Annotated in this window: 15 protein-coding genes and 1 pseudogene; 9 read left to right on the forward strand and 7 right to left on the reverse strand. The window is 71.4% G+C overall.

Features of this window, described 5'->3' with window-relative positions; all coding sequences use genetic code 11:
• Positions 1 to 255: 255 nt before the first annotated feature.
• From ACFVVU_RS20275 to ACFVVU_RS20285, 3 genes are all read left to right on the forward strand, one after another.
• The gene (locus tag ACFVVU_RS20275; RefSeq protein WP_387791284.1) at positions 256 to 1704 is read left to right on the forward strand and encodes a glyceraldehyde-3-phosphate dehydrogenase; all 1449 of its coding nucleotides are present in this window, start codon (positions 256 to 258) and stop codon (positions 1702 to 1704) included.
• 325 nt (positions 1705 to 2029) lie between these two features.
• A complete protein-coding gene (locus tag ACFVVU_RS20280) occupies positions 2030 to 3739 on the forward strand; it encodes a glycosyltransferase family 2 protein (protein ID WP_387791520.1) in 1710 nt (569 codons plus the stop codon).
• Between the two features lie 16 nt (positions 3740 to 3755).
• Positions 3756 to 6842 (forward strand): acyltransferase family protein, encoded by a 3087-nt coding sequence (locus ACFVVU_RS20285; RefSeq protein WP_387791285.1) that lies wholly within the window; start codon positions 3756 to 3758, stop codon positions 6840 to 6842.
• A gap of 79 nt (positions 6843 to 6921) precedes the next feature.
• On the opposite strand, the gene ACFVVU_RS20290 is transcribed toward ACFVVU_RS20285, so the two are convergent.
• Positions 6922 to 9930: a hypothetical protein gene (locus ACFVVU_RS20290; protein ID WP_387791287.1), complete on the reverse strand. Its 3009-nt coding sequence runs from the start codon at positions 9928 to 9930 to the stop codon at positions 6922 to 6924.
• A gap of 272 nt (positions 9931 to 10202) precedes the next feature.
• Positions 10203 to 11072 (reverse strand): SDR family NAD(P)-dependent oxidoreductase, encoded by an 870-nt coding sequence (locus tag ACFVVU_RS20295; RefSeq protein ID WP_387791289.1) that lies wholly within the window; start codon positions 11070 to 11072, stop codon positions 10203 to 10205.
• Between the two features lie 58 nt (positions 11073 to 11130).
• Here ACFVVU_RS20295 and ACFVVU_RS20300 point away from each other — a divergent pair, with 58 nt between their 5' ends.
• Positions 11131 to 11805 carry a TetR family transcriptional regulator gene (locus ACFVVU_RS20300; protein WP_387791291.1) on the forward strand — a complete coding sequence of 225 codons (675 nt, stop codon included), beginning with the start codon at positions 11131 to 11133 and terminating at the stop codon, positions 11803 to 11805.
• Between the two features lie 43 nt (positions 11806 to 11848).
• On the opposite strand, the gene ACFVVU_RS20305 is transcribed toward ACFVVU_RS20300, so the two are convergent.
• Positions 11849 to 12196, reverse strand: coding sequence for a VOC family protein (locus ACFVVU_RS20305; RefSeq protein ID WP_387791292.1), 348 nt, complete (start codon positions 12194 to 12196; stop codon positions 11849 to 11851).
• Between the two features lie 259 nt (positions 12197 to 12455).
• Between ACFVVU_RS20305 and ACFVVU_RS20310 the strand changes: the two genes are divergently transcribed.
• Positions 12456 to 13184: a DUF5995 family protein gene (locus tag ACFVVU_RS20310; RefSeq protein WP_387791293.1), complete on the forward strand. Its 729-nt coding sequence runs from the start codon at positions 12456 to 12458 to the stop codon at positions 13182 to 13184.
• A gap of 86 nt (positions 13185 to 13270) precedes the next feature.
• Entirely contained in the window at positions 13271 to 13990 is a 720-nt protein-coding gene (locus ACFVVU_RS20315; protein ID WP_387791295.1) for a flavodoxin family protein, read from the forward strand.
• 197 nt (positions 13991 to 14187) lie between these two features.
• On the opposite strand, the gene ACFVVU_RS20320 is transcribed toward ACFVVU_RS20315, so the two are convergent.
• The 4 genes from ACFVVU_RS20320 to ACFVVU_RS20335 all read right to left on the reverse strand — a co-directional run bounded on the left by ACFVVU_RS20320 (position 14188) and on the right by ACFVVU_RS20335 (position 20788).
• Positions 14188 to 16020, reverse strand: coding sequence for a hypothetical protein (locus ACFVVU_RS20320; protein WP_387791297.1), 1833 nt, complete (start codon positions 16018 to 16020; stop codon positions 14188 to 14190).
• Positions 16013 to 16474, reverse strand: a complete 462-nt coding sequence (locus tag ACFVVU_RS20325) for an ABC-three component system middle component 2 (protein WP_387791299.1) — start codon at positions 16472 to 16474, stop codon at positions 16013 to 16015. Before ACFVVU_RS20325 ends, ACFVVU_RS20320 begins: the two co-directional genes overlap by 8 nt.
• Complete coding sequence (locus tag ACFVVU_RS20330; protein ID WP_387791300.1) at positions 16471 to 17565, reverse strand: ABC-three component system protein; 1095 nt, start codon at positions 17563 to 17565, stop codon at positions 16471 to 16473. Before ACFVVU_RS20330 ends, ACFVVU_RS20325 begins: the two co-directional genes overlap by 4 nt.
• Before the next feature lie 421 nt (positions 17566 to 17986).
• Entirely contained in the window at positions 17987 to 20788 is a 2802-nt protein-coding gene (locus ACFVVU_RS20335; protein WP_387791302.1) for a hypothetical protein, read from the reverse strand.
• Positions 20789 to 21047: 259 nt separating this feature from the next.
• Here ACFVVU_RS20335 and ACFVVU_RS20340 point away from each other — a divergent pair.
• The 3 genes and pseudogenes from ACFVVU_RS20340 to ACFVVU_RS20350 form a co-directional block, all read left to right on the forward strand.
• A pseudogene (locus ACFVVU_RS20340) lies at positions 21048 to 21389 on the forward strand (flavodoxin family protein); the annotation flags it as partial.
• A gap of 167 nt (positions 21390 to 21556) precedes the next feature.
• Positions 21557 to 22360 carry an ABC transporter ATP-binding protein gene (locus ACFVVU_RS20345; RefSeq protein WP_387791304.1) on the forward strand — a complete coding sequence of 268 codons (804 nt, stop codon included), beginning with the start codon at positions 21557 to 21559 and terminating at the stop codon, positions 22358 to 22360.
• Entirely contained in the window at positions 22360 to 24885 is a 2526-nt protein-coding gene (locus ACFVVU_RS20350) for an ABC transporter permease (protein WP_387791306.1), read from the forward strand. Before ACFVVU_RS20345 ends, ACFVVU_RS20350 begins: the two co-directional genes overlap by 1 nt.
• Positions 24886 to 24950: the final 65 nt, after the last annotated feature.

Here is a 24950-nt window from a genome sequence, read left to right on the forward strand (position 1 = left end):
GCTAAGCCTCACAGCGCCGATGGTACTGCAGGGGGGACCCTGTGGGAGAGTAGGACGCCGCCGAACAAATTTTGAGAAGAACCCCCGCCGGATTATCGGCGGGGGTTCTTTGCGTTTCCCGTTGACGTGTCGTCACGACATGCCGAGCGGGATCATATGTGATTCTTGTCATGCGGGAGAGGGCAGAACCGTTTCGGTGTGGGGGGTGGGGCCCAGTTAGCATGTGAACACCCTCCTAGCTCGAAAGATGGACTTGTGACTGTCAACGACGACGTGTTCACGGACTGGAAGAACCGCGAGGAGATCGCGGAGTCGATGATCCCGATCATCGGCCGACTGCACCGGGAGCGGGACGTCACCGTCCTGCTGTACAGCCGTTCCCTGGTGAACAAGTCGGTGGTCAGCATCCTGAAGACCCACCGGTTCGCCCGCCAGATCGCCGGCGAGGAGCTCTCGGTCACCGAGACGCTGCCCTTCCTGCAGGCGCTGACGACCCTGGATCTCGGCCCCTCCCAGATCGACCTCGGCATGCTCGCCGCCACCTACCGCGCCGACAGCCGCGGTCTCTCGGTGGAGCAGTTCACCGCCGAGGCCGTCGCCGGCGCCACCGGTGCCAACAAGATCGAGCGCCGCGAGTCGCCGCGTGACGTGGTCCTCTACGGTTTCGGCCGGATCGGCCGCCTGGTGGCCCGTCTGCTGATCGAGAAGGCGGGTTCCGGCAACGGCCTGCGTCTGCGGGCCATCGTCGTCCGTGGCGGCGGCGACCAGGACATCGTGAAGCGCGCCTCGCTGCTGCGTCGCGACTCCATCCACGGGCAGTTCCAGGGCACGATCACCGTCGACGAGGCGAACAACACGATCGTCGCCAACGGCACCGAGATCAAGGTGATCTACGCCAACGACCCGTCCGAGGTCGACTACACGGCGTACGGCATCCGGGACGCCATCCTGATCGACAACACCGGCAAGTGGCGGGACCGCGAGGGTCTCTCGAACCACCTCCGTCCGGGCATCGAGAAGGTCGTCCTGACGGCGCCGGGCAAGGGCGACGTGCCCAACATCGTGCACGGGGTCAACCACGACACCATCAAGCCGGACGAGCAGATCCTCTCCTGCGCCTCCTGCACCACCAACGCGATCGTCCCGCCGCTGAAGGCGATGGAGGACGAGTACGGCGTGCTGCGCGGCCACGTGGAGACCGTCCACTCGTTCACCAACGACCAGAACCTCCTGGACAACTACCACAAGGCCGACCGTCGCGGCCGCTCGGCACCGCTGAACATGGTGATCACCGAGACCGGTGCCGCCTCGGCCGTCGCCAAGGCGCTGCCGGACCTCAAGGCGAAGATCACCGGCAGCTCGATCCGCGTGCCCGTGCCGGACGTCTCGATCGCCATCCTGAACCTCCAGCTGGCCCGCGAGACCACCCGCGAGGAGGTCCTCGACTACCTCCGCAACGTGTCGCTGACCTCGTCGCTGAAGCGCCAGATCGACTTCACCACCGCCCCCGACGCGGTGTCGAACGACTTCATCGGCTCGCGCCACGCCTCGATCGTCGACGCCGGCGCCACCAAGGTCGAGGGCGACAACGCGATCCTCTACCTGTGGTACGACAACGAGTTCGGCTACTCCTGCCAGGTGATCCGGGTCGTCCAGCACGTCTCGGGCGTCGAGTACCCGACGTACCCGTCCGCGGCGGTCTGATCCGCGGGACGCACGACGCATGACGCCCGTGGGGCGGCAACCGGTCTCCGGTTGCCGTCCCACGGGCGTTTTCGCGGGCGGGTGGGAAGGGATGTTGGAGGAGTGTTCACGTCCGCTTGACCTGCTGCTTCGCGAGGGCGGGGGAGGTGGCGCGGAGGTGGCGTCCGGGAGCCGGACGCGGGATTAATGGTCTATACCAATGGGGTACTGTGGCCCGTGGAGCTGTCAGAAACACGGCTGTGGGGGCCATATGACTGTTCAACAGGTATCTCCTGTTTCCTTTGTGTCTTCTTCCTCTTCCGAATCTCCTGAACAACCGCCGCATCTGCCGCAACCGCCGACCGACCAGGAGTTGTACTGGTACTTCGGCCCGCAGCGCAGGTGGGTGCTCGTCGCCAGTTCGGCGGCGTTCGTGTTCACCGCCGGGACGATGCTGACGTTCGCGCTGCGGACGCCGGCGCTGTGGGTGTTCCTGGCGGTGCTCGCGCTCAACGTCGTCGCGCTGGTGCTGTCGTCCGTGAACAGCCTGCGGCAGCGGCGGCTCACCCGGCAGTCCCACGAGGTGCTGGTGCACGCGTGGGCGCCGGAGGAACTGCCGACCGTCGACCTGTACCTGCCGACCTGCGGTGAGCCGCTCGACGTCCTGGAGAACGCCTACCGGGCGGTCGCCCGGGTGGACTGGCCGGGCGCGCTGACGGTGTGGGTGCTCGACGACGCCGACCGGGCCGAGGTCGCCGACCTGGCCGCGGCGCACGGCTACCGGTACGTGGTGCGGCCCGACCGCGGGCACCTCAAGAAGGCCGGCAACCTCAACCACGCGCTCACCCTGAGCGGTGCCGAGCTCATCGCCATCCTCGACGCGGACTTCGCGCCGCGGCCGGACTTCCTGCGCCACCTCGTCCCGTACTTCGCGGACCCGCGGATCGGCATCGTGCAGAGCCCGCAGTGCTTCGACACCGACGAGACGATGAGCTGGATCGAGCGCGCCGCCGGTGCCGCGCAGGAGTGGTTCTTCCGCTGGATCCAGCCCTCCCGGGACGCCAGCGACGCCGCCATCTGCTGCGGCAGCAACGCCGTCTACCGGCGGGCCGCGATCGACGAGGCCGGCGGTTTCGCCCGGCTCGACCACAGCGAGGACCTCTTCACCGGCCTCGGCCTGTACGCCAAGGGGTACCGCACGCTGTACGTCCCGGTGCTGGTCGCCAAGGGCACCTCGCCGGACAACCTCGCCTCGTACGTCAACCAGCAGTACCGCTGGGCGATGGGCAACCTGCACCTGCTCGGCTCGCCCGAGCTCAAGCGGATCGGCGCGCCCTGGCGGATGCGGCTCTGCTTCTACGAGGGCATCGTCGGCTACCTGGCCGCCGCCGTGAACATCTTCGTCGCGCCGCTGCCGCCGCTGGTGATGATGTTCTTCTACCCGGACCAGATCCGGCCCTGGCACGTGCTGCCGATGCTCGCGCCGCTCTGGCTCTGGCACGTGCTGCTGCCCAGGGTCAGCCGGACCCGCTGGCGGATCGAGGTGATCCGCTCCAACGTGCTGATGAGCGTCGCCGCCGGTGTCGCGTTCTGGCACACGCTGCGCGGACGCAGCGCCGCCTGGGTGCCGACCGGCGCGGCGGGCGCGGGCGCGGGAGCGGGTACGGCCGAGGCCGTGGGCGCGCGCCGCAAGGCCCGGTCCGGCGGGATGGCCCGCAAGGTGGTCCTGCTCTCGCTCGGTTGGCTCTGCGCCTCGCTCGGCGCCGGCGCCCTCGGCCTCGCCCTGGCCGTCGCCGGGTACGGCTGGGCGCCCAACTGGGGCCTCGGCCTCTACCTCCTGGTGCAGGCGCAGATCGGCCTGCCGCTGATCCGCGATCTCCTCGGCGAGCTGCGCGGCGGCGCCCGCCGTGACGCCGCCGCCGACGGGCCGAAGGCGTCCCGGATCGGCATGCTGCCCCGTCGGTGGCCCGAGGGCCTGGCCGCCACCGCCACCCTCGTGCTCACCGCTCTGCTCGCGTCCGGCTGGGTCCGCCCGATGCTGCCCTGGCTGGGTTGAAAGGTCGTCGCCTTCCATGCCGTCCTCCCCGATACCGTCACCGGTACCCTCAGCGCCACCGTCATCACCGTCGGCCGTTCCCGAGCTGCGGCCGGACGCCTTCACCATCCCCGGCCGGAGCGCCGGCGCCGCCTCCCGGGGTTCCGATGCCCCGGGCCCGGCGCCCCGCCGGGCCGGCTTCCGACCCGACATCGAGGGCCTGCGCGCGGTCGCCGTGCTCGCCGTCCTCGCGTTCCACGCGGCCGTCCCCGGCCTGGCCGGCGGCTTCGTCGGCGTGGACGTCTTCCTCGTCATCTCCGGCTACCTGATCACCGGCCTGCTGCTGCGCGAGGCCACCACCACCGGCCGGATCCGGCTCGGCGAGTTCTTCTCCCGCCGGGCCCGCCGGCTGCTGCCCTCGGCGGCGATCGTGCTCGGCGCGGTGGCCCTGTTCGGCGCCTGGCTGACCGTGCCACTGCGCCGCGCGGACCTGGAGTACGACGTGCTGGCGGCGGCGTTGTCCGTCGGCAACTGGCGCTTCGTCGCGCAGCAGACCGACTACCTGGCCGCCGGGCGGGACGAGAGCCCGCTGCTGCACTTCTGGTCACTGGCCGTCGAGGAGCAGTTCTACCTGCTCTGGGGCCCACTGCTGGCGCTGACCGTCTACCTGGTGCTGCGGGTGGTGCGGCGCGGCCGGGCGGACGGGCGCGGGCGGGCGGTGCGGCCGGTCGCGGCCGGGCTCGCCGCCGTGCTGACGGTCGGGTCCTTCGCGCTCTCGCTGCGCTGGACGCACGACTCCGTCTCGCTCGCCTACCTCGGCACGCCCTCCCGGGTCTGGCAGTTCGGGGTCGGCGCGCTGCTCGCCCTGCTGCCCTGGCACCTGCTGAGCGGCCCGCGCGTGCTGCGCGTGCTGTTCGGCTGGGGCGGGGCGGCGGCCGTCGTAGGGTCCGTGCTGGCGTACGACAACACGACCCCGTACCCGGGCTGGGCGGCGCTCGTCCCGACCCTCGGCACGGCCGCCGTGATCCTGGCCGGCACGCCCGGGCGGAACGGCGCAGCGGCGCCCGGGTTCGGGGTGGACCGGGTGCTCGGCCTGCGCGTGCCGCGGGCGATCGGCCGGCTCTCCTACAACCTGTACCTGTGGCACTGGCCGGTGCTGGTGCTCGTCGGCGCGAAGCTCGGCCCGCTGGACTGGCCGGTGAAGGTGGCGCTCACGGCCGCCGCCGCGCTGCCCGCCGCCGCCGTGCTGCGCTGGGTCGAGCGGCCGCTGCGGCACAGCCGGACCGTCTCCGAACTCCCGCGCCGCGGGCTCTCGTTGGGCCTCGCCGCAGTGGTCATCCCGGTGGTGCTGGCGCTGGTGGTCGGCTCCGGCACGCTGCGGCTGCTCGGCCCGGCCGCGCCGGTCGACCTGCAGGGCCTGCCACCCGGGTCGGCGGACGGCACCTCGCTGCTGGTGCGCACCGCGGCGCAGACCCGGAGTCCCGCGGTGGTGCCGGACGCCGTCCAGGCCCGCAAGGACTTCCCGCCGGACGGCGAGTGCGAGGTCGCGCCGACCGCCGTCACCAGCCCCGACTGCCGCTTCGGTGTGGTCGGCAGCCCGGACCGGATGGTGCTGCTCGGCGACTCGCACGCCGGCCAGTGGTTCTCCGCGCTGCTCGCCCTCGCCGCCGAACGGCGTTGGGAGCTGGAGGAGTTGGTCAAGCAGGGCTGCCCGCTTCCGGAACTCGCGGTGGTCAACCCGCAATTGGGCCGCACCTACCGCGAGTGCGACACCTGGCGGGCGAACGCGCTGACCCGGTTGAAGGAGGGCCCCAAGCCCCGCCTGATCGTGGTCTCCACCCTCAACCGGTACACCGACGACCGCGAGCTGCTGCTCCAGGGCTGGGAGCGGACCCTCACCCCGCTGCGTGAACTCGGCGTCCCGATCGTCTACTTGCGGGACACCCCGATCCCGGGCACGGACGTGCCGGCCTGCGTGTCCGGCCACACCGACGATCCGTCCGCCTGCGAGTTCCCGCGCGACAAGGCGCTGTGGGCGGACCCGCTCGCCGACGAGATCGCGGCCGGCCGGGTGCCGGGAGTGCGCGGCGTTTCGGTGAACGATGTCATCTGCCCGGGCAGCGGCCGCAGTTGCCCGGCGGTGCTGGAGCGCATCCTGCTCTACCGGGACGACGCGCACCTCACCAACGTGGCCGCCGTGGTGCTCACGCCGCGCCTGGAGCGGCTGTTGACGGAGTCCGGTGCCCTGCCGCCGAGGGCCGCGTCCGCCGCGGCGCCTCCGGCCACCGTGCCGTCGGTCACCGTGGACGGCTGGACGCAGCTGCTGCGCGACGACTTCGACGGTCCGGCCGGCAGCCGCCCGTCCGAGGCCGACTGGCAGTACGACCTGGGCACCTGCTACCCGGGCTGCCCGGCGCCGCAGTGGGGGACGGGCGAGATCGAGACCATGACGGACTCGACCGCGAACGTCCGGCTGGACGGCCGCGGCGCCCTGGAGATCGTGCCCGCCCGGGACGCCGACGGGCGCTGGTCCTCCGGGCGGATCGAGTCCCGCCGCGCCGACTTCGCCCCGCCGCCCGGCGGTGTGCTGCGGATCGAGGCCGGGATCGCCCTGCCCGATGTGACCGGCCCGGCCGCGGCCGGCTACTGGCCCGCCTTCTGGACCCTGGGCGGCGAACTGCGCAACGGCTACACGGGCTGGCCGGCCATCGGCGAGCTGGACGTCATGGAGCAGGTCAACGGCCGGGACGCGGTGTTCGGCACGATGCACTGCGGAGTCCTCGACGGCGGCCCCTGCCAGGAGCCGCGCGGTCTGGGCTCCGGGGACCAGCCCTGCGGCGCCGAGTGCCGCACCGGCTTCCACCGCTACGCGGTCGAGGTCGACCTGCGGCCGGGCGCGGAGCAGGTCCGCTGGTACCTGGACGGCCGGGAGCACCACCGGGTCACCGCCGCGCAGATGGACCGGGCGACCTGGGACCGGGCCGTGAACCACGGCCTGTTCCTGATCCTCAACGTCGCCGTCGGCGGCAATCTGCCCGCCGCGTTCGGCGGCGCCGTCACCCCGGCGACCGAGCCCGGGCACCCGATGCGGGTCGACTACGTCTCCGTCGCCACGAAGCCGTAGCCGGGACAGCGAACGAACAGGCCCCGGGCCGGGGAGCGCACCGCTCCCCGGCCCGGGGCCTGTCGTCGGTCGGGGGCGGTCAGCCCCAGTTGCCGACCAGCGGGGTCCCGTTGGTGGTGACCGCCGCCCGGTAGACGGTCACGTCGCTGCCGACGGCCGCGCCGGAGAACGACCCGTCGGACGGGCGGTAGACGCCGATGCTGTCGATGCCGGTGCCGTCCCAGTCGCCCTTGACCGGGATGTCGCCGAGGTTGCCGTACGTGATGTCCTGGACGTGCTCGGTCTCGTTGGAGTTGTTCAGGTGGAAGATCCGCGTCTGCGGGTCGTAGACCGCGACGGTGGTCGTGCCGTTGCCGTCCCAGTCGCCGACCAGCGGCTTCCAGTCGGGGTTGCCGAGCTTGATCGGGTACTTGACGGTGGCGTTGTCGTCGGAGAGGTAGAAGAACTGGTCGGACGGGCGGTAGACGCCGATCGTGGTCTTCCCGCGCCCGCTCCAGTCCCCGACGACCGGGATGTCACCGGTGTTGCCGTACTTCACCGGGGTGCCGAAGGTGCCGTCGGGGCCGGGCAGGAAGAACTCCCGCGTGCTGGGGCGGTAGTAGCCGACGGTGTCGACGCCCGGTCCGTTCCAGTGGCCGACCAGCGGGACGTCGTCCGGGGCGCCGAGGGTGGCCCGGGCGATCGTGACGCCGTTGTGCGACGTCTGGGTGACGCTCCGGTCGGCCGCCTGGTACACGCCGACGGAGGAGGGGCGGCGGGTGGGGGTGGCGTTGACGATCGCCTTGCCGGCCGCCTGCTCGTGGGCGGCGGTCAGCGGCAGGGTGGCCGCCGTGTTGTCCACCCAGCGGAAGGGGTGCAGGTAGACGACGCGCGGGTCCTGCGCCGCGACGGCCTCGTACTCGGCGTTGAACGCGGCCATCTGCGCGTCGGTCTTGTCGCCGCAGCCTGTCGAGCCCTTGTGGACCTCCGGGTAGAGCATGAGGTGCTGGTTGTCGTCGGTGAGCTTGGACCGCAGCTTGTCCAGCAGGTTCTGGACGGTGTCGCGGCCCTGGCAGTACCGGTTGAAGCCGACGATGTCGGCCTGCCTGGGGGCGAGGTTGAGCCCGGGGCCCGTCAGGATGTCGCCCTCGGCGTAGTCGAAGATCAGCAGCTTGTCGGGGAAGGCCGCCCGCACCAGCTCGGCCTGCCGTTCGGCCTGGGCGGGGGTCATCCGGTGGTAGTAGGCCTCGTCGGTGAGGTAGACGGCGCCGATCTTGTCGAGGTTGGCGCCGATCCGCTTCTTCAGGTCGTCGAGGTTCTTGGTGACCACGTCGTCCGGCTTGGGCGTGAGGACGGGGTCAATGCCCGGGGTGACGGTTTCGGGGTTGACACCGAGGACGCAGGAGACGGGCGGGCAGCGGTCCAGGAAGTCCAGCGAAACGTCGTCCGCGTCGCGCCCGTAGCCGTTGAAGTTGGTCCAGCCCGCGAATTCGCGGGTGTAGTCCGGGTGGATCGTCCCGAGGGGCTCCACGGCGCCGTAGTACCCGTAGTAGCCGAGTCCGCCGAGCATGGAGATCCGCAGGTCGTCGACGGTGGTGACCCGGCCGGGGGCGGTGGTGTGCGAGCCGAGGACGACGTAGCCGTCGCGGGGCAGTTCGGCGGTGGTGGCGCCGGTGAAGACGGTGGTGCCGTTGACGGTCACGGTGGCGAGCTTCTCCGGCCCGGTCGCGAGCGTCAGGGAGACCTCGTAGGCGGGGGCGGCGGGCACGGTCGGGACCGGGAGGGTGAGGGTGGTGCCGCCCTGGAAGAGCGCGAGCCCGCCGTTCGCCTGCACGCGCAGGCCGAGTGCGACGTCGGGTGCGTCCACGGCGCCGGTGCCGTTGCTCGCGCGGCTCACCGCCAGGGAGGCCCAGTCGGTGGCGGTGGTGCTGCCGACGACGGGCGTCAGCTTGGCGCGCACGGTGTAGTCGCCGGCGAGGTTCGCGGTGGCGGGCTTGGTGAGGCGTACCGCGGCGGTGCCCTTGGGGAAGGACAGGACGTTGGGGTGGGCGGGGGAGTTGACCTGCACGGCGCCCGGGACGGGGTTGGTGATGAGGCCGTTGACCCCGGATTCGGCGGCGTAGTTGCCGGAGAGCAGGCTCGGCTGGCGGGCGCTCAGGTCCTGGTTCAGGCCGAAGTCGGCGGTGGCGGAGGGGGCGCCGTCGAAGGTGTCGACGAGCGGTCTGGCGGTGGCGCCGGCGGAGGTGTCGATGCGGCTGACCGACAGGCCGTGTCCGGCGTCGTCGCCGAAGGTGGTGACCTTGGAGGGGTCGGCCTGGAGGTAGGCGCCGAGGTAGAGGAAGGCGCTGCTCGGCCAGCGGGTGACCGAGGGTGGGGCGGTGGCGGTGAGCGTGGTGCCGTTGACGGTCAGTGTGACCGTGCGGTCCGCGCCGGTGGAGACGGTGAGGGAGACCGCGTAACTGGTGGCCGGGGTGACCTGGCCGGACCAGAACGCGGTCTCGCCCCCGCCGCCGTGGTACAGGGCGAGCTCGCCGTTCGACTTGACGGTGAGGCCGAGGTCGACGTCGGCGTTGGTGACGTAGCCGGCGCTGCGGTGGCTGCGGCTGAGGACGATCGAGGCCCACTCCTGGCTGGTGGTGTCACCGACCGAGGGGTCGACCACCGTGGAGACGGTGTACGTGCCGGTCTCGTCCGCGACGGCGGGCGCGCCCAGCATCACGGCCGAGATGCCGTTGCCGAACACCAGGCGGTTGGGCTGGTCCGGCCGGCTGACCTGGACCACCTGCGAGCCCGCGGGCTCGGCGGTCCACCAGCGGCCGGAGACCCGGGTGTAGGAGACCGCCCGTTCACCGCCCGTCGACTGCCGGGTGGTGAGGTTGTTGTCGAGCCCGCCGTTGAGCCCGTAGAAGGGGGCGGTGGCGAGTGCGGTTTCCTGCCGGAAGGTGTCGTTGAAGGCGCGGGTGGTGTTCAGGTTCGCCGGCTTCGGCGGCGGCTTCGGCGCGGTGTCGGCGACGGCCGTGGCGCCGCCCGGTCCCGCGGGTATCAGTGCCAGGGTGAGGGCGGCGGTCGCGGCACCGAGGGCGCCGCGGACACGTGGGGTGAGGATCACCGAGTCTCTCTTCCGATCTCTCGTCCGGCCTGGTCGGACCTGATCGGGCCCGGCCGCCGGAGCGTCGGATCGGCGGTGCGGGTGCGCCGCCGATCGGGCGGACACACCGGCGCACCGTGCGCGGCACACCCATCCCCGGGCGGATCATAGAGGACGGACACGAACCTTCGGCAGAGTCGCGTGCCCACCGGGCTTCACCGAAGGGGCGATTGAGGGAGCATCGGGACTTCTGCCGTGCTGCGGCCCGCCGCTCCCCGGGATCCGGCCCGGGGTCAGGACGCCGGGTCGGGCGGGAAGGGCGCGGGGTAGGCCTCGGCGAAGTCGGCGGAGCGGGCCACCTCGCGCCACCTGGTGTCCTCGTCGAGCAGCCGGCAGTCCTGGGCGATGGAGGCCTCGGCCGCGTGGGCCCCGATCGGCAGGTGCTCGGGGATGTCCTGCCGCTTGGCCACCCGGACCAGGATCTCGGCGGCGCGCACCGGGTCGCCGGCCGCGCCCGCGCCGCTCTGCCGCACGCGCGCGTTCATGGCGCCGACCGTCTGCGCGTACGCCTCCGGGACGTCGTGGACGGTCATCGACGAGCCGGCCCAGTCGGTGCGGAACCCGCTGGGCTCGACCACCAGCACCTTCACGCCGAAGGGGGCGGTCTCGGCGCGCAGCACGCGGCTGAACCCGTCGATGGCGAACTTGGCCGCCTGGTACGAGCCGAGGCCCGGGGAGCCGCCGACCCGGCCGCCGACCGAGGAGAACTGCACCACCAGCCCGCCCCGCTGCTCGCGCAGCAGCGGGATCGCCGCCTTGGTGACGTGGTAGACGCCCCAGAAGTTGGTCTCGAACTGCGTGCGGAAGTCGGCGTCCTCGGTGGTCTCGATCGGCGAGACGTTGGCGTAGCCGGCGTTGTTCACGAGGACGTCGATCCGGCCGAAGCGGGCGTGCGCCTCGGCGAGGGCGGCCCGGGCGGCCGCCGGGTCGGTGACATCGAGCGGGAGGGGGAGGATCCGCTCGCCGAACTCCTGGACGAGGTCGGTCAGTTGCTCGGGTCGGCGGGCGGTCGCGGCGACCCGGTCGCCGGCCTCCAGGGCCGCGCGGGTGAGGGTGCGGCCGAAGCCGCGGGACGTTCCGGTGATGAACCAGGTCTGTTCCATGGGTTTAGTGAAACACCGTTGCGCTAATAGTGCAACGGTGTTGCGCTACTCTGGATGAGTGACCGGATCCGACTTCCAGCGCGCCCGCTCGCCCGAGGCCAAGCGCCGGCGCGAGGCCGCGATCCTCGACGCCGCCCGCTCGCTCGGCGGCGAGCGCGGCATCAGGGACATCACCCTCACCGACATCGCCGCCGCGGTCGGCATGCACAAGTCGGCGCTGCTGCGCTACTTCGAGACGCGCGAGGAGATCTTCCTGCGGCTGACCGCGGAGGGCTGGGCCGAGTGGTCCGACGCGCTGACCGCCCGGCTGCGCGCCGCCACGGACCCGGGCCCGGCCGCCGTGGCCAGGGAGTTCGCCGCCACCCTCGCCGCCCGCGGTACCTTCTGCGACCTGCTCGCCCACGCGCCGCTCAACCTCGAACGCCATGTCTCGCTGGACGCGGTCCGCGACTTCAAGCTCGCCACCCTCGCCGCCCGCGAGCCGATCACCGCGGCCGTCCGCGCCCAGCTGCCCGCCCTGGACGAGCAGGACGTCACCGACCTCGTCGCCACCGCCGTCTCCCTCGCCGGCGCCCTGTGGCAGATCGCGAACCCGGGCCCCGAGGTCGCCGCCCTGTACCGCGGTGACCCCCGCCTCGCCCACGCCGTCGTCGAGGTCGAGCCCCGGCTCGCCCGCATCCTCACCGCGACCGTCAGGGGCCTGGCGGCGGGCGCGGGCGACTCCCGGGCCTGAGCGGTGCCTGCGGCCCCGGCCCGGGCCGCAGGCACCGCCCGGGTCAGGCCACCGGGTGTTCCATCAGGGTGACCCGGTTGCCGTCCGGGTCCTCCAGGACCGCGAAGCGGGTGCGCACGCCACCCGTCCGCACCGGTCCCGCCGTCAGTCCGCGGCCCGCGAGCTCCGCCAGAGCGGCGTCCAGGTCGGGCACCTCCAGGTTGAGCAGTGTGGAGCCGGCGCGCTCGGCGTCCTCGAAGACGTGGAGCCAGCCGCCCGGCGTCAGGTGCCAGTCGGCCAGCGACGCCATCGGCCGGCGGTCGGCCGGGCGGCCCAGCAGCCTCTCGTACCAGAGCGCCGCCGCTTCGGCGTTGCGGACCGGAGCGACCATCATGACCCGTGCGACATCCATGCGGACCCCCTGCTTCCCGTTGAGTTCTTCGCTGTCGGGTCCAGCATCGCGCGCCGCGGCTCGGCGGTGGCCGCCCGGTCGTGTTTCCGCGACGAGTCCACCGCTGCGGACGCCGTCGGCCGGGGGCACCGGCCGGATGTTCCCGGCACTCACCGGATCGGGTGACGGGGGGCGAGGAGTCTCCCGGGTCGGCGGTGCCGGGGCGGCGGCGGTGTGTATAGCTGGCAGCCGGAGCACACCGACGGAAGGGACCACCCCCATGACCCAGTCAGCCGCCAAGCCCGCGCAGAGTGTCGACGAGGTCATCGAGCGGATGCGGGCGATCAAGGCACGGCTGGATCCGCGGGACGGGGTCGCCTGCTTCGACCGGATGTACCTGAGGGTGACCGAGCTGGTCGGGGAGCGGCTGACGGCCGGGTACTTCCAGGACCAGGCGTTCATCGAGCGGCTGGACGTGGTGTTCGCGAACCTGTACTTCGACGCGGTGGAGGCCGACGAGGCGGGGCGGCCGGTGAACCCGGTGTGGCAGCCGCTGTTCGAGGCGCGCGGCCACCGGAAGGTGTGGCCGGTCCAGTTCGCGTTCGCGGGGATGAACGCGCACATCAACCACGATCTGGCGCTCGCCGTCGTCCAGACCTGCATCGAGCGGCGGACCACGCCGGACACCCCGCCGGTGCAGGCCGACTACCTCAGGGTGAACGAACTGCTCGCGCAGGTGGAGGCGGAGGTGCGGGCGTCCTTCGAGGCGCAGATCATCAGGGTCGCGACCGAGCAGGCCGAGCCGCTGAAGCACATCGTCGCCAGCTTCTCGATCGCCCGGGCCCGGGACGCCGCCTGGGCGACCACCCAGACACTGTGGCACCAGCGCAACATCCGGCCGATGTACGACGCGACGCTCGCCGCGGTCACCGCGAGCACCGCGCTGGCGGGGCGGATGCTGGTCACGCCGGTGCTGCCGCCGGTGGAGCAGCCGGACGGGGAGGCGTAGCTCACGGTTGGCGGAGTCCGGCGGGCGGGCGGGAGCGGGGGCGGGGTGGACTGGTCGGTGACAAGCCGCGACGCGAAAGGCCGCCGATGTCCACCTCGCCCCCCGCCCGGTACACCGACCTCAGCGCCCTGGTGATCAACTGCACGCTCAAGCGGTCACCCGAGCGGAGCCACACGCAGGGCCTGATCGACGTCAGCACCGGCATCCTGGAGCGCCAGGGCGTCCAGGTCGAGGTGGTCCGCGCGGTCGACCAGGACATCGCCACCGGCGTCTGGCCGGACATGACCGAGCACGGCTGGGAGACCGACGACTGGCCGGTCCTCTACAGCCGGGTGATGGCCGCCGACATCCTGGTGCTGGCCGGGCCGGTCTGGCTGGGGGACAACTCCTCCGTGATGAAGAAGGTCGTCGAGCGGCTGTACGCCTGCTCGTCGATCCTCAACGAGCGCGGCCAGTACGCCTACTACGGCCGGGTCGGCGGCTGCCTGATCACCGGCAACGAGGACGGCGCCAAGCACTGCGCGATGAACGTGATCTACAGCCTCCAGCACCTGGGGTACACCATCCCGCCGCAGGCGGACGCGGGGTGGGTGGGGGAGGCGGGGCCGGGGCCGTCCTACCTGGACGCGGGGTCGGGCGGGCCGGAGAACGACTTCACCAACCGCAACGCGACGTTCATGACGTGGAACCTGCTCCACCTGGCCCGGATGCTCAAGGACGCCGGCGGCATCCCGGCCTACGGCAACCAGCGCTCGGAGTGGGACGCCGGCTGCCGGTTCGACTTCGAGAACCCCGAGCACCGCTGAACCGGCCGTGCGGAGCGCAGACCTCTCACACGCGGCCACGGCAGGACATGCGGCAGCAGCTTCTGTCGCCGTATCCGGATGTTCATGATGGCGAGTCGCGTTTCACGTGGGCTTGGGCGACCGCTTGAACCGGTCGCGGACACTCAGTTTGGTCAGGATCCGGGAGCCGTGGGTCTGGACCGTCTGGCCGCCGATGATCACGCCTCGCTGGTCGGGGAGGTAGGGAAGAAGCCGGGCCGGCCTCCGCCCGGGCCGGTGAAGCGGTATGTCGTGGCGTAGGAGAGCACGCTGCTTGGCGGGTCGCCGTTCTCGATGACGATGGCCTGGCCGGGGAAGGTCAGCATGTCCTGGTAGAAGTGGTCGACGACGCTCGAGGTGATGTCGACGTCCTCCCCGACCGGTTCGCGGTAGGTGACCACGGGCGAGTCGAGTACGACGAAGCCGGGGTGAGGCAGGCCCTCCCTGAGGCAGTACCGGGCGAGGGCGGTCGTGAACGCCGAGTGCAGGACCGAGCGCACGCCCTGGCCGCGGCCGGAACGGGGGCGGCTGCCGGCCCGGACATCCATGCCGTACTGGTCGTACTCGGCGAACTCGACCGAGGGAACGGACCAGGCGTCCAGCGTCCGCCTCAGGGCATGGTCGAAATTGGAGAGTACCCGGGCGGGAATGTGACTGGCGGGCCGCTGGGACCGGACCGCTCCTGCCCCATCGAGCTTGGACCGTCGATCGTCCAATTCCTCGATACGGGCGTGGAGTTCGAGCTCGCGTTCGGCGGTTGAGCGGGCCGTCAGGAGTTCGTCCATGTGCGTCCGCAAGGGCGCGAGGCGCTCCTCAGCCTTGGAGATCTCGGTGTCGAGCTCTCTGGCCCGCAGGAGCAGGACGCCCCTTCGTCCGACGAGTTCGTCCAGCTGGGACTGCAGGTCGGCGATGGTCGGGAGGAGGTCGGCGAGGAGCGAGCTGGTCTTGGCGGCTTCGGCTTCGACGGCCGCGTGCAGCTGGGTCGTCTCGTGCACCCCGTGGCCATGGTGTTGGTGTTCGGGTTCGGCACCGCAGAAGACGCAGGTGCCGACACGGAAGTAGCCGAGGATGCTGCCGGCTTCGCTGACCATCGCGAGGCGGTCGAGGTCGGAGCGGTACTGCTGTTCCAGCAGCCCGAACCGGGTGAGCAGGTCGTGCACCTCGGCCAGGCGGGACTCGACGGCGGCGAGTTCTTGCGAGGCATTCATACGGGCGGAGACCGCGCCGACGTGGCGGTCGGTGATCACCCGCAGGGACCGGGACTGGCCGTCGATGGTGGCCTGGATCCGCGTCAGCCGTTCGCGCAGTTGGGAGGCGTTCTCCCTGGTCGTCAGCTTGGCGGAGAGTTCGACGACGATCTGGTCGAGGAGCCCGATCTGGCCCTTGTTGACCCGGCGCTGTTCAGCGTTCGGCCCCGTGTCGACCACCGGGTCGTCCTCGCCGGTCAGCAGGTACTTCATCACCGAGGCGGCAGCGGTCTTGCCGTTCGCTGCGTTCGACCGCAGGACAGGGGAGAGGGGGTCGCCCATGCGGGTCTCGGTCACTAGGGACAGGTACACGAGGTCGGCAAGGGACAGCCCGCGGGTGCCGCCGGCGTCGTTCTTGCGGATCCGGGCGTCGGCATAACCGAGTTCTGCAAGGAGCATGGCGGAGAGACTGCGGGAGCTGCCCGAGCGATGGACCGCGGTCAGTTCCCGGTCGGACCTCCGGGTGACCAGGTCGCGAAGGTCCTCGTAGTGGACGGCGACGGTGCCGGCGCCTGGTCGCCGGACCAAGGTGATCGGCGCCCCGTCCGGCAACTGCAACCCGAGGAGGATCTGGCTGTAGCCCTCGGCTTCGGGGATGAGCGGCAGACGCGCACCACCGAGCATGTACTCGATGGATTCGACGATGAAGGACTTGCCGGTGTCGGATGCGCCGTAGATGACAGTGAGCTCGGAGCCGAAGGCCACGCGGGCGGTGGGCTTTCCGGAGCCCGCGTAGGTGAGGTGGGTCAGTCGCAGGTCAGCCACGGGGGACCTCGGGGGGTAGGGGCGTCTCGGCGGGGCGGTTGAGCAGCGCACGGGTGGCAGCCCGGACGTCGGCGCCGGGCGCGTACTGGTGGACGGCCCATTCGGCGCGCTCGCGCAGGCGTTCGACATAGGGGGCTTCGAGGAGTTCGACGAACGCAGGGCCCCGCTCTGTCGCGCGGTAGACGAGGCCGTCGTCCGCAGGTTCCAGCCGGGCCAGCTCGGCGCGGATCAGGACGAGCAACGCCTTCTCCAACAGGCCGCGCTTCATGCCCAGTTCGCCGGACCGGGCGGGCAGGTCGGGGTGGAGGCTGGGCGGGCCGTCGAACTCCCCGCTGTGCAGGAGCGCGTAGTCGAGGAGGGTGATCTGGGCCAGATCCAGGGGTTCGGGATGGCTTTCGGCGAGCAGGACCAGTGCGCGCATCCCGACTTCGAGGGGGCTGTTCAGTGGGTTCACGCGGCACCTCCGCGGCACCAGATCAAGCGGTCGGCGTTCGCCAGGTGGTGGCAGACTCCCTTGCGGTCCAGCGGTCGCACGAACTCGGTGAGGATCGTCTTGGTGAGCTCGACGTTTCCGGAGGCGGCCAGGACCGCCTGCATGCGGTCGTATCCGAACTCGAACCTGCCGGCCGCGACCTCGACCACGATGTCGTGGACGTCGTCGAGTACGGCGTCGAAGTGCCCGTCCGAGGTCGAGTCGCGGGCGAACAGGCGCAGCGATTCCGCACTGTAGAAGGCCTCACGCTGCCTGCGCAGGTGATCGCATGCCTCGTCGTGCTCGGCGACGCGTTCCAGGGTGTCGGCCTGCTCGCCCCAGAGTTCGCCGTAGGCCCGCACCAACTGCTGGATGTAACGGGCCTCCTTCGGGGCGTGGGCGTCAGGCGGAAGCATCCTCTGCGGACGTGGCGCCGGGGGTTGGGGGAATCGCACCGCCCAGTGTGGGGTGGTCCGGTGCAGCGACAACATGTCGTCCATGTCCAGGGTCGTGAACATGGAGAAGTCCGTGGCTTCGGCGAGTTCCTGGAGTTCTCGCCGTTTCTCGGAGGTGAGTGAGGTGATGGCGGGATCGCTGGTGAAAGCCAGTTCTTTGAGGAACTCGGTCTTGGATTCGGTTTTCTTGGACAACCGCCGGACGAGTCTGGGGCCGATGATCGGCGCGACGAAGACGTACTGCTGGGGCATGGTGAAATACCCGCCCACCACCGAAGCGAACATCTTGCGTATCTCCGGAGCGGCCTTCGACCACGTCAGGGCTTCCCCGTAATGCTTGCACTGGTAGTTGTGCCAGGTGCCCTCAAGCCCGTACGGGGTCAGGTAGCCGGCGACGTCGACTCCGTGATCCCCGGAACCGCCGTGCCGTTGCACCGCGACGTACTTGGTCGTCAGGGCGGGGACCCACTCCTTGACGAACTCCTCGAACTCGTCGGGGTCGTACGAGAAGACGATCTTCTTCGGGGACGGTACGGCATGGGTTCTCAGCCAGGGACCGATGAGGGTCAGCGGCGGCGGTTCGTTGTCGTCCGCCCCGATGTCGACACCATCAGACACTTCTCCCAGCCCCCCGAACCCCGTGCATCCGTGACCAGTCGATCACTCGGGGTCAAGTGATATCACTACTGCCCCGACCGAGAGAAGAGTACGAATCAGGACTGACTGCTCGTCTGGCCCCTCACGAGCGACCTGGGCGTCTGCGGAGGGCGGTTGGCCTCCGAATGTGCCGTGCAGCGAACTTGTTTGAGCCAGGCGGGATTTGGCCGGCCTGTAGCGTGCCTTCGCGAGACGAAGTCCTCACGCCAGCATCTGACTTGCCATCTGTCCACACTGCGGCGACGCGTCGCTGCTCGACCTTTCCGGGATCGCGGCCTACGGGACCATCGCCTACCTTGCCAACGGCGCCCGGGTTGAACGTGGAGCTGTGGGCCGTCTCGGCGTGGTGAAACCCGGGCCCCTTAGGTGCGGGCGGCTGGGTTCAGTGAGTGTTGTCCTGCGGGCTGGCGCGCAGATCGGTGAGCGCCTGGATGGCTCGGTCAACGCCGGCGGCAATGGCCTGACGGAAAGCCAACTCGGCCCCGGCACGGTCCCCGGCTGCCCGGCGGAGCTGCCCCAAGGTGAGGAGGGCTTCGGTGTGTCCCTCGACGACCAGGGCGCGGAGAAGCAGTTCGGCACTCTCCCGCTGTCCGTTCGCCGCACGGACACGGGCGAGCGTTTCCACGGTTTCGTAGGAGCGGTTCGCCAGCTCCTCGGCAGCCCGTCCCTGTCCGGCGAGTTCGAGGACCCGGACCAAGCCGTGGGCGGCGTACGACTGGCCGTCACGCAGCGCCCGTCGGTAGAGGCGTCCGGCGCGGCGGAGGTCACCCTGCTTCTCCCGGAGGTTGGCAAGGTCGAGCAGGATCCAGGTCATGCCCAGGTTGTAGGCGTGCCAGTACAGCCCTGCGGCGGCGCGATGGTTGCCCTCGGAGGCATGCTTCATCCCCAGCCCGCGCAACACATTTGCCTCGCCGAGCTCAAGCGCGATCTTGGTGTACTCCTCGCTTCCCGCTCGGTCACCGTCATCGGCCAGGATCCAGGCCAGTTCCCGAGGAGCGTTCACGTCACCTTCGACGTGGAGCGCGTGCTTGAGGACGGCGAGAGCCCTCGGCTTCTCCTCCGGGGTCATGTACGTCCAGGCGAGTCCGGTGAATGCCCCAGTGTTGCCGGCTCGGAAGGCACAGCTGGTCAGGGCGAGGGCCAGCCGATGTCGGCCTCTCGTGGCCAGCCAGCGGGCCTGGTACTCGACGCTGCGGGCACCGCCCGAGGAGAGGGCCTCGTCGTAGAGATCCAGCGCTGTCTGCCGGTTGCCGCGCTCCCAGGCGATGGATGCGAGGCCTACGGTGGCGTCCGTGTTGACGTCGGAGCCGACGGCTCGTCGGTACCATGTCTCGGCCTCGTCCAGGCTCCCGTCCTGTTCGAGCCGCCAGGCCAGTCGGACCTGTGCTCCAGGATGACCCGCCTCAGCGGCGAGGGCATAGTAGGGGGCGGCGTCGCGCTTGTTGTGGCGCTGTTCGAAGTGCCAGGCCAGGGCGTTCAGTGCCTCCCCGCCGTCGCTGGCCGCCGTTGACCGGGCGAGGGATGCGGCATCAGAGATCCGATCGCGAGCCGCTGCAGCGCGGGACAGGGCCGATCGGTCGGTGGCGGTCGCATGCCGTTCGGCAGCACGCCAGAAGGCGTCACCAGGACAGTGGAGGCCACGGGCACGACGTGCATCCTGTTCGAGGAAGTCCGCGAGCCGGAGCCTGTCGCCCTTCGTACCCCGGACGGGTGAAAGGGGTCCGCGCACACCTCGGCACGGCTCGGAGAGGTAGTGGAGCGCCCTCGCGAACCAGTCCTCCGGCGCGAGGTCGAGTTCGAGCTCGGTGAGGTAATCCGTGGCCGCCTCCTCCAGGAAACCTGCAGCCAGTTCGAGACCGTAGCCGAACCGGCGGGCGTCCATCGCGGCCTCGAGGACGGCGCGGGCAGTGGGGGAAGCGTTGGCGTACCGCTCCTGGAGCGCGGGACCGCCCGCCAGGTACTGGGTGATGTGACGGCCTTCGGCCGAACGCGCCGCCTGGTATAGGCGCTTGTCACTCGGGCCGGGCATCGTGAAGACCGAGGCCACCTGGTCCTCGGTGAAGCGGGAGGGCACGGGGATCCACCGGTTTGCGAGGAACGCACGACGTTCCTTGGTCTCGTCGGTGGTGCCCGGTGCCCTGGTCATCGACTGCTGATACTCGTGCCAGCACGTACCCAGCACGAGCACTGGGGCTCGGTCGGGGTCACGGACGAGTGTGGAAAGCCCGGCGGCGACGTTCTCGTCCCGACTGCGGTCGGTGGTGAGTAGGTACCGGTGGATCTCGTTCAGCCACAGGACCGTCCGTGGCCCGACCGAACGAAGGGAACCGAGCAACGCGTCGGGCGACCGCGGCTGCCACAGGCGCCAGCCGGTAGACAGCTGTTGGACCGCTTCCCAGAGCGCCCGGGTCTTGCCAGTGGAGGAGTCGCCGAGCAGGACAGCCGTACCGCTATTGCCATGCGCAGCGCGGCCCAGGACAGCGGCGAGTTCGTCGTCGAAGGGCCTCCGCAGGTAGCGAGGGAGAGGATCGTCGGCCAAGGTGCCGTCCTCGGTCCGGATCGCCTGGTGGACTTCGAAGTCGAACGGGTCGGCCTCCGTGACGGCGATCCCTACGGTGTCCTCGGGCGTGCCTGTTTGCCCGGAGGTACCAGCGTAGTAGGCGGCCACCGCGTCCGCGTCGCAGAAGCGGTGGGCGATCTGGTCACCAAAATACCGCGCGACAATCCACGGCAGGGGCCGCAGCAGGCGGCCCAGGTGCTCGGCGTCCCACACCTCGCCGAGCTGCAGGTCTGGGAACTCGGCCTGGTACTCAAGCGCGAGTTCCCGTACCTGGGTGTTGGTGCCCCGGCATGAGGTGACGATCACGAACCTGGTCGCGCGATGGGGACGGTTGCCGTGGACGAAGCGGTCGAAGGCCTTTCGGGCTGCGGTGACAGAGAACTCGGCGACGTGCTTGACCTGGAAGGCTGACCAACGACCGTCGGAAGCACGGCCGACCACATCGATGCCACCCTGCGCCTGGCCGGCGGTTCCGTAACGGGCGACCCGGGCGAGGCCCTCGGCGGCTTCGACGAGTTCGCAGACCAGCCGCTCGAAGTCGGCCCAGTTCTGGGAGTCGAAGGGGAGGAGCGGGATCTTCGGGTCGGCCACCGGAGGTTGGGCGGTCGGGGTGCGGTGGGGCATCGGTGGCACCTTCGTGCTCGGCTCGCTCGTGTTCGTGAGCAGCCTATGCGGTCGTGCTGACAGCGCGGCCGAGCCGGTTCTGGGCTTGACGCCGGGGATAGGGCGTAAGTGTCGCGTCGAGCACGGACTGTCATACGGGCTTTACGGGGCAGTGCAGTTCGGGACAAACGCGCTCACCAGCACGGGTGAGCTGATTCGGTGCAGGTCAGGTAGGGTGCCAGAGAGTTCCGCCGATCTGACTCAGCGTTACATGTCATGCTACGGCCGGGTCGGCGGCTGCCTGATCACCGGCAACGAGGACGGCGCCAAGCACTGCGCGATGAACGTGATCTACAGCCTCCAGCACCTGGGGTACACCATCCCGCCGCAGGCGGACGCCGGGTGGGTGGGGGAGGCGGGGCCGGGGCCGTCGTACCTGGACGCGGGGTCGGGCGGGCCGGAGAACGACTTCACCAACCGCAACGCGACGTTCATGACGTGGAACCTGCTCCACCTGGCCCGGATGCTCAAGGACGCCGGCGGGATCCCGGCCCACGGCAACCAGCGCTCCGAGTGGGACGCCGGGTGCCGGTTCGACTTCGAGAACCCCGAGCACCGCTGAACCGGCAGCGGCCGGCAGCGGCGGTCGGCGGCCGGTGGCGCGGACGGGTTGGTGGAGGAAGTTCTACTCCGGATACGCCAAGCAGCGTCACTGTGCCGAACCGCCGCCGTTCCTAGCGTGGTCACCAGCGCGCACGAGGTGCGCGACCGACCCGGTGGGGAGTTCGAGTGCAGACGCAAGAGATCGGTCAGGGGACGGCGGCCGTCCGACTGGTGGCGGTCGAGAAGATCTACGGCACGGGGGACAACGAGGTGGCCGCGCTCAAGCGGCTGAGCATGACCTTCGACGCAGGCACCTTCACCGCCGTGATGGGGCCCTCGGGCTCGGGCAAGAGCACCTTCCTGCACTGCGCCGCCGGCCTGGTCCGGCCCACCCGGGGCAGCGTGCTGGTCGGCGACACCGACCTCGCGGACCTGGACGAGGTGGGGCTGACCAGGCTGCGCCGCGACCGGATCGGCTTCGTCTTCCAGTCGTACAACCTGCTTCCGGCGCTCACAGTGCGACAGAACATCGTGCTGCCGTCGCAGTTGGCCGGCCGGCGTCCGAACCGGAGCCAGGTCCTGGCCGTGGTCGACCGGGTCGGGCTCGCCGACCGGCTGGACCACCTGCCCGGGCAGCTCTCCGGGGGGCAGCAGCAGCGGGTGGCGATCGCCCGGGCGCTGGTGACCCGGCCGGCCGTGGTCTTCGCCGACGAACCGACCGGCGCGCTGGACACCCGCACCGCCGCGGCCGTGCTCGGCCTGCTGCGGGAGACGGTGGACGCCGGCGGGCAGACGCTGGTGATGGTCACCCACGACCCGGTGGCCGCCTCCTACGCCGACCGGGTGGTCTTCCTCGCCGACGGCCGCTTCGCCGGCGAGCTGCACCGGCCGACCGCCGAAGCCGTCGCGGCGCGGATGACCAGGCTCGGCGCCTGGAACGACGCGACGGTCCCGGCCTCCGCCGCCGTCCGCTCGGAGGGTGGCCGCTGATGCTGCTGCTGGCCCTGCGCACCCTGAGGTTCCGCAAGGCCGGGTTCGTCGCCACCTTCGTGGCGATGTTCCTCGGCTCCGCGATCGTGATGGCCTGCGGCGGCCTGTTGGAGACCGGCCTGCGGATGGCGGTCGCGCCGCAGCGCCTGGCCGGGGTGCCGATCGTGGTGACCGGTCAGCAGACCCACGGCTCCGCCGCGCTGACCGAGCGCAACCGGACCGGTCCGGGGGTGCTCGACGCGGTCCGGGCGGTTCCCGGCGTCGGCGCCGTGCTCCCCGACCTGTCCTTCCCCGCGACCGTGGTGGTGGACGGCCGGGCGGTCGACGCCGGCTCCGTCGGCCACACCTGGAGCGGCGCCGCGCTGACCCCCTACACGCTGACCCGGGGGTCGGCCCCGGGCAGCGGGCAGGTGGTCCTCGACACCGGGCTCGCGGCCGACGCGGGCCTCACGGTCGGCTCCGCCCTCCAGCTCACCGTGCACGGCGTCACCCGGACGTTCACGGTCTCCGGCAGCGCCCGCCCGGAAACCGGCCGTGCGCTCGGGCCGACCCTGTTCCTCTCCGACGACCAGGCGCGGCAACTGGCCGGATCCGACGGGCGGTTCGACGCCATCGGGGTCCTGCCCGCGCCCGGCGCCGACGTCGCGGAACTGCGGCGGGCCGTGCGGTCGGCGGTCGGCGGCGCGGCGGTGGTGCTCACCGGTGAGCGGCGCGGTCTGGCCGATCTGCCGGGGGCACTCGCCGGCGGGCCGACCGTGACCGTCCTGGCGGCGATCTTCGGGAGCTGGGCGGTCCTGATCGTCATGTTCGGCGTGGCCTCCACGCTCGGGCTCTCGCTGCGGCAGCGGGCGCGCGAGACGGCTCTGCTGCGGGCGATCGGCGCCACCTCCCGGCAGGTGCGCCGGATGGTCCTCGGGGAGACCGCCGCGCTGGCGGTGCTCGCCGCCGCGCCGGCGGTCGCGCTCGGCTCCGTCGTCGGCAGGCTGCTGTTCGGGCAGCTGGCCGCCAACGGTGTGGTGTCCGAGGAGGTCGTCTTCCACCAGGGCCCCCTGCCGACCGCGGTCGGCGCCTGCGTGGCGATCGCGGCCGCCCTCGGCGCGGCGCTGTTCGCGGGCCGCGGGGCCGCGCGGACCGAGCCGGTCGCGGCGCTGGCCGAGAGCGCGGTGCCGACCGGGCGGCTCACCCGGACCCGCCTGCTGTCGGCGGTGTTCCTCCTGCTCGGCGGCGTGCTGCTGGCGGTCGTCACGGCCACGGTGATGGCCGACGGTCCGACCCTGGCGAGCACCGCCGGGCCGGCCTCGGTCCTGTGCGCGATCGGCCTGGCGCTGCTCGCCCCGGGGATCACCAGGGCGGCCGTGGCGGTGCTCGGCCGGCCGGTCCGTGCGCTCTGCGGGCTGTCCGGGTACCTGGCGCAACGCAACGCCTCCGTCCACCACGTCCGGACGGCGGGCGCCGTGGCCCCGATCGTGCTGCTGATCGGCATCGCCACCGGCACCCTGTACATGCAGGCCACCGAGGACCACGTCTCCGCCGCGAGCCGCGCGGGCGGCGTCCCGGCCGACCACGTGCTCACCTCCTCGACCGGCGGCTTCGCACCGGGCGTGGTCAGTTCGGTCCGCGCTCTCCCGGGGGTGGCCGGCGCCTCCGAACTGGTCGGCTCCACCGGCTTCGTGGACTCCGCCGGCGACGGCACCGTGGACTCCGCCGGCGACGGCACCGTGGACCTGCGCGGGGTCTCGGCCGACGGAGCGCGGCAGACCGTCGCGCCCGAGGTGCTGGACGGGTCGATCGCCGACCTGCGCGGCAACACGGTGGCCCTGGCGCAGGAACGGGCGAAGGAGCTCGGCGTCCGCGTCGGGGACACCCTGCGGATCCACTTCGGTGACGGCGCCGCCGCCGACCCGAGGGTGGTGGCCACCTATGCCGCCGGCCCGCAGGAGCGGTACCTGCTGCTGCCCGCCGACGTGCTGGCCGCGCACACCACCGCCGGGCTGCCGACCGAGATCCTGGTCCGGGCGGAGTCCGGCGCCGACCCCGCCCGGATCCGGGCCGAACTGGAAGCTGTGGCGGCCGGGCTGCCCGGCACCGCGGTCGCCGACCGCTCCGCGCTGACCGGTGCCGACCACCGGATCGAGCAGATCCTGGCCTCCTCGAACTACACCGTCGTCGCCATGATCGTCGGCTATGCGGCGATCACCGTGATCAACAGCCTGGTCGCGGTGACGCGCGGGCGCCGGGGCGAGTTCGGTCTCCAGCGTCTGACGGGTGCCACCAGGGCCCAGGTGCTGGGCATGCTGAACGTCGAGGGCGCGCTGATCGCCGTCGTCGCGACCGTCCTGGGCACCGCCGCCTCGGCGGCCACGATCGTCCCGTACAGCCTGGTGAAGGCCGGCTCGGTGCTGCCGCGGGGCTCGATCGGCATCTACCTCGCGATCGTCGGCGGCGCGCTCGTCCTGGTGCTCGGCGCGACCCTGCTCCCCTCCTGGCGGGGCATGCGGACCGCGCCGGTCGAAACGGCCCGCTGACCGCCGCGCGACCGCGTTCTATGCCGTGGCGCCCGTCGGTGAAACCCGCTAGCCTGACCAGCCGG

Source organism: Kitasatospora sp. NPDC057965, assembly GCF_042887135.1.
Lineage (GTDB): Bacteria > Actinomycetota > Actinomycetes > Streptomycetales > Streptomycetaceae > Kitasatospora.

What these genes read in the sequence shown, in the direction of transcription:
- ACFVVU_RS20285 (WP_387791285.1), top strand. Translation starts at nt 3,756, where the DNA reads ATGCCGTCCTCCCCGATACCGTCACCGGTACCCTCAGCGCCACCGTCA.
- ACFVVU_RS20295 (WP_387791289.1), bottom strand. Translation starts at nt 11,072, where the DNA reads ATGGAACAGACCTGGTTCATCACCGGAACGTCCCGCGGCTTCGGCCGC.
- ACFVVU_RS20305 (WP_387791292.1), bottom strand. Translation starts at nt 12,196, where the DNA reads ATGGATGTCGCACGGGTCATGATGGTCGCTCCGGTCCGCAACGCCGAA.
- ACFVVU_RS20310 (WP_387791293.1), top strand. Translation starts at nt 12,456, where the DNA reads ATGACCCAGTCAGCCGCCAAGCCCGCGCAGAGTGTCGACGAGGTCATC.
- ACFVVU_RS20315 (WP_387791295.1), top strand. Translation starts at nt 13,271, where the DNA reads ATGTCCACCTCGCCCCCCGCCCGGTACACCGACCTCAGCGCCCTGGTG.
- ACFVVU_RS20335 (WP_387791302.1), bottom strand. Translation starts at nt 20,788, where the DNA reads ATGCCCCACCGCACCCCGACCGCCCAACCTCCGGTGGCCGACCCGAAG.
- ACFVVU_RS20350 (WP_387791306.1), top strand. Translation starts at nt 22,360, where the DNA reads ATGCTGCTGCTGGCCCTGCGCACCCTGAGGTTCCGCAAGGCCGGGTTC.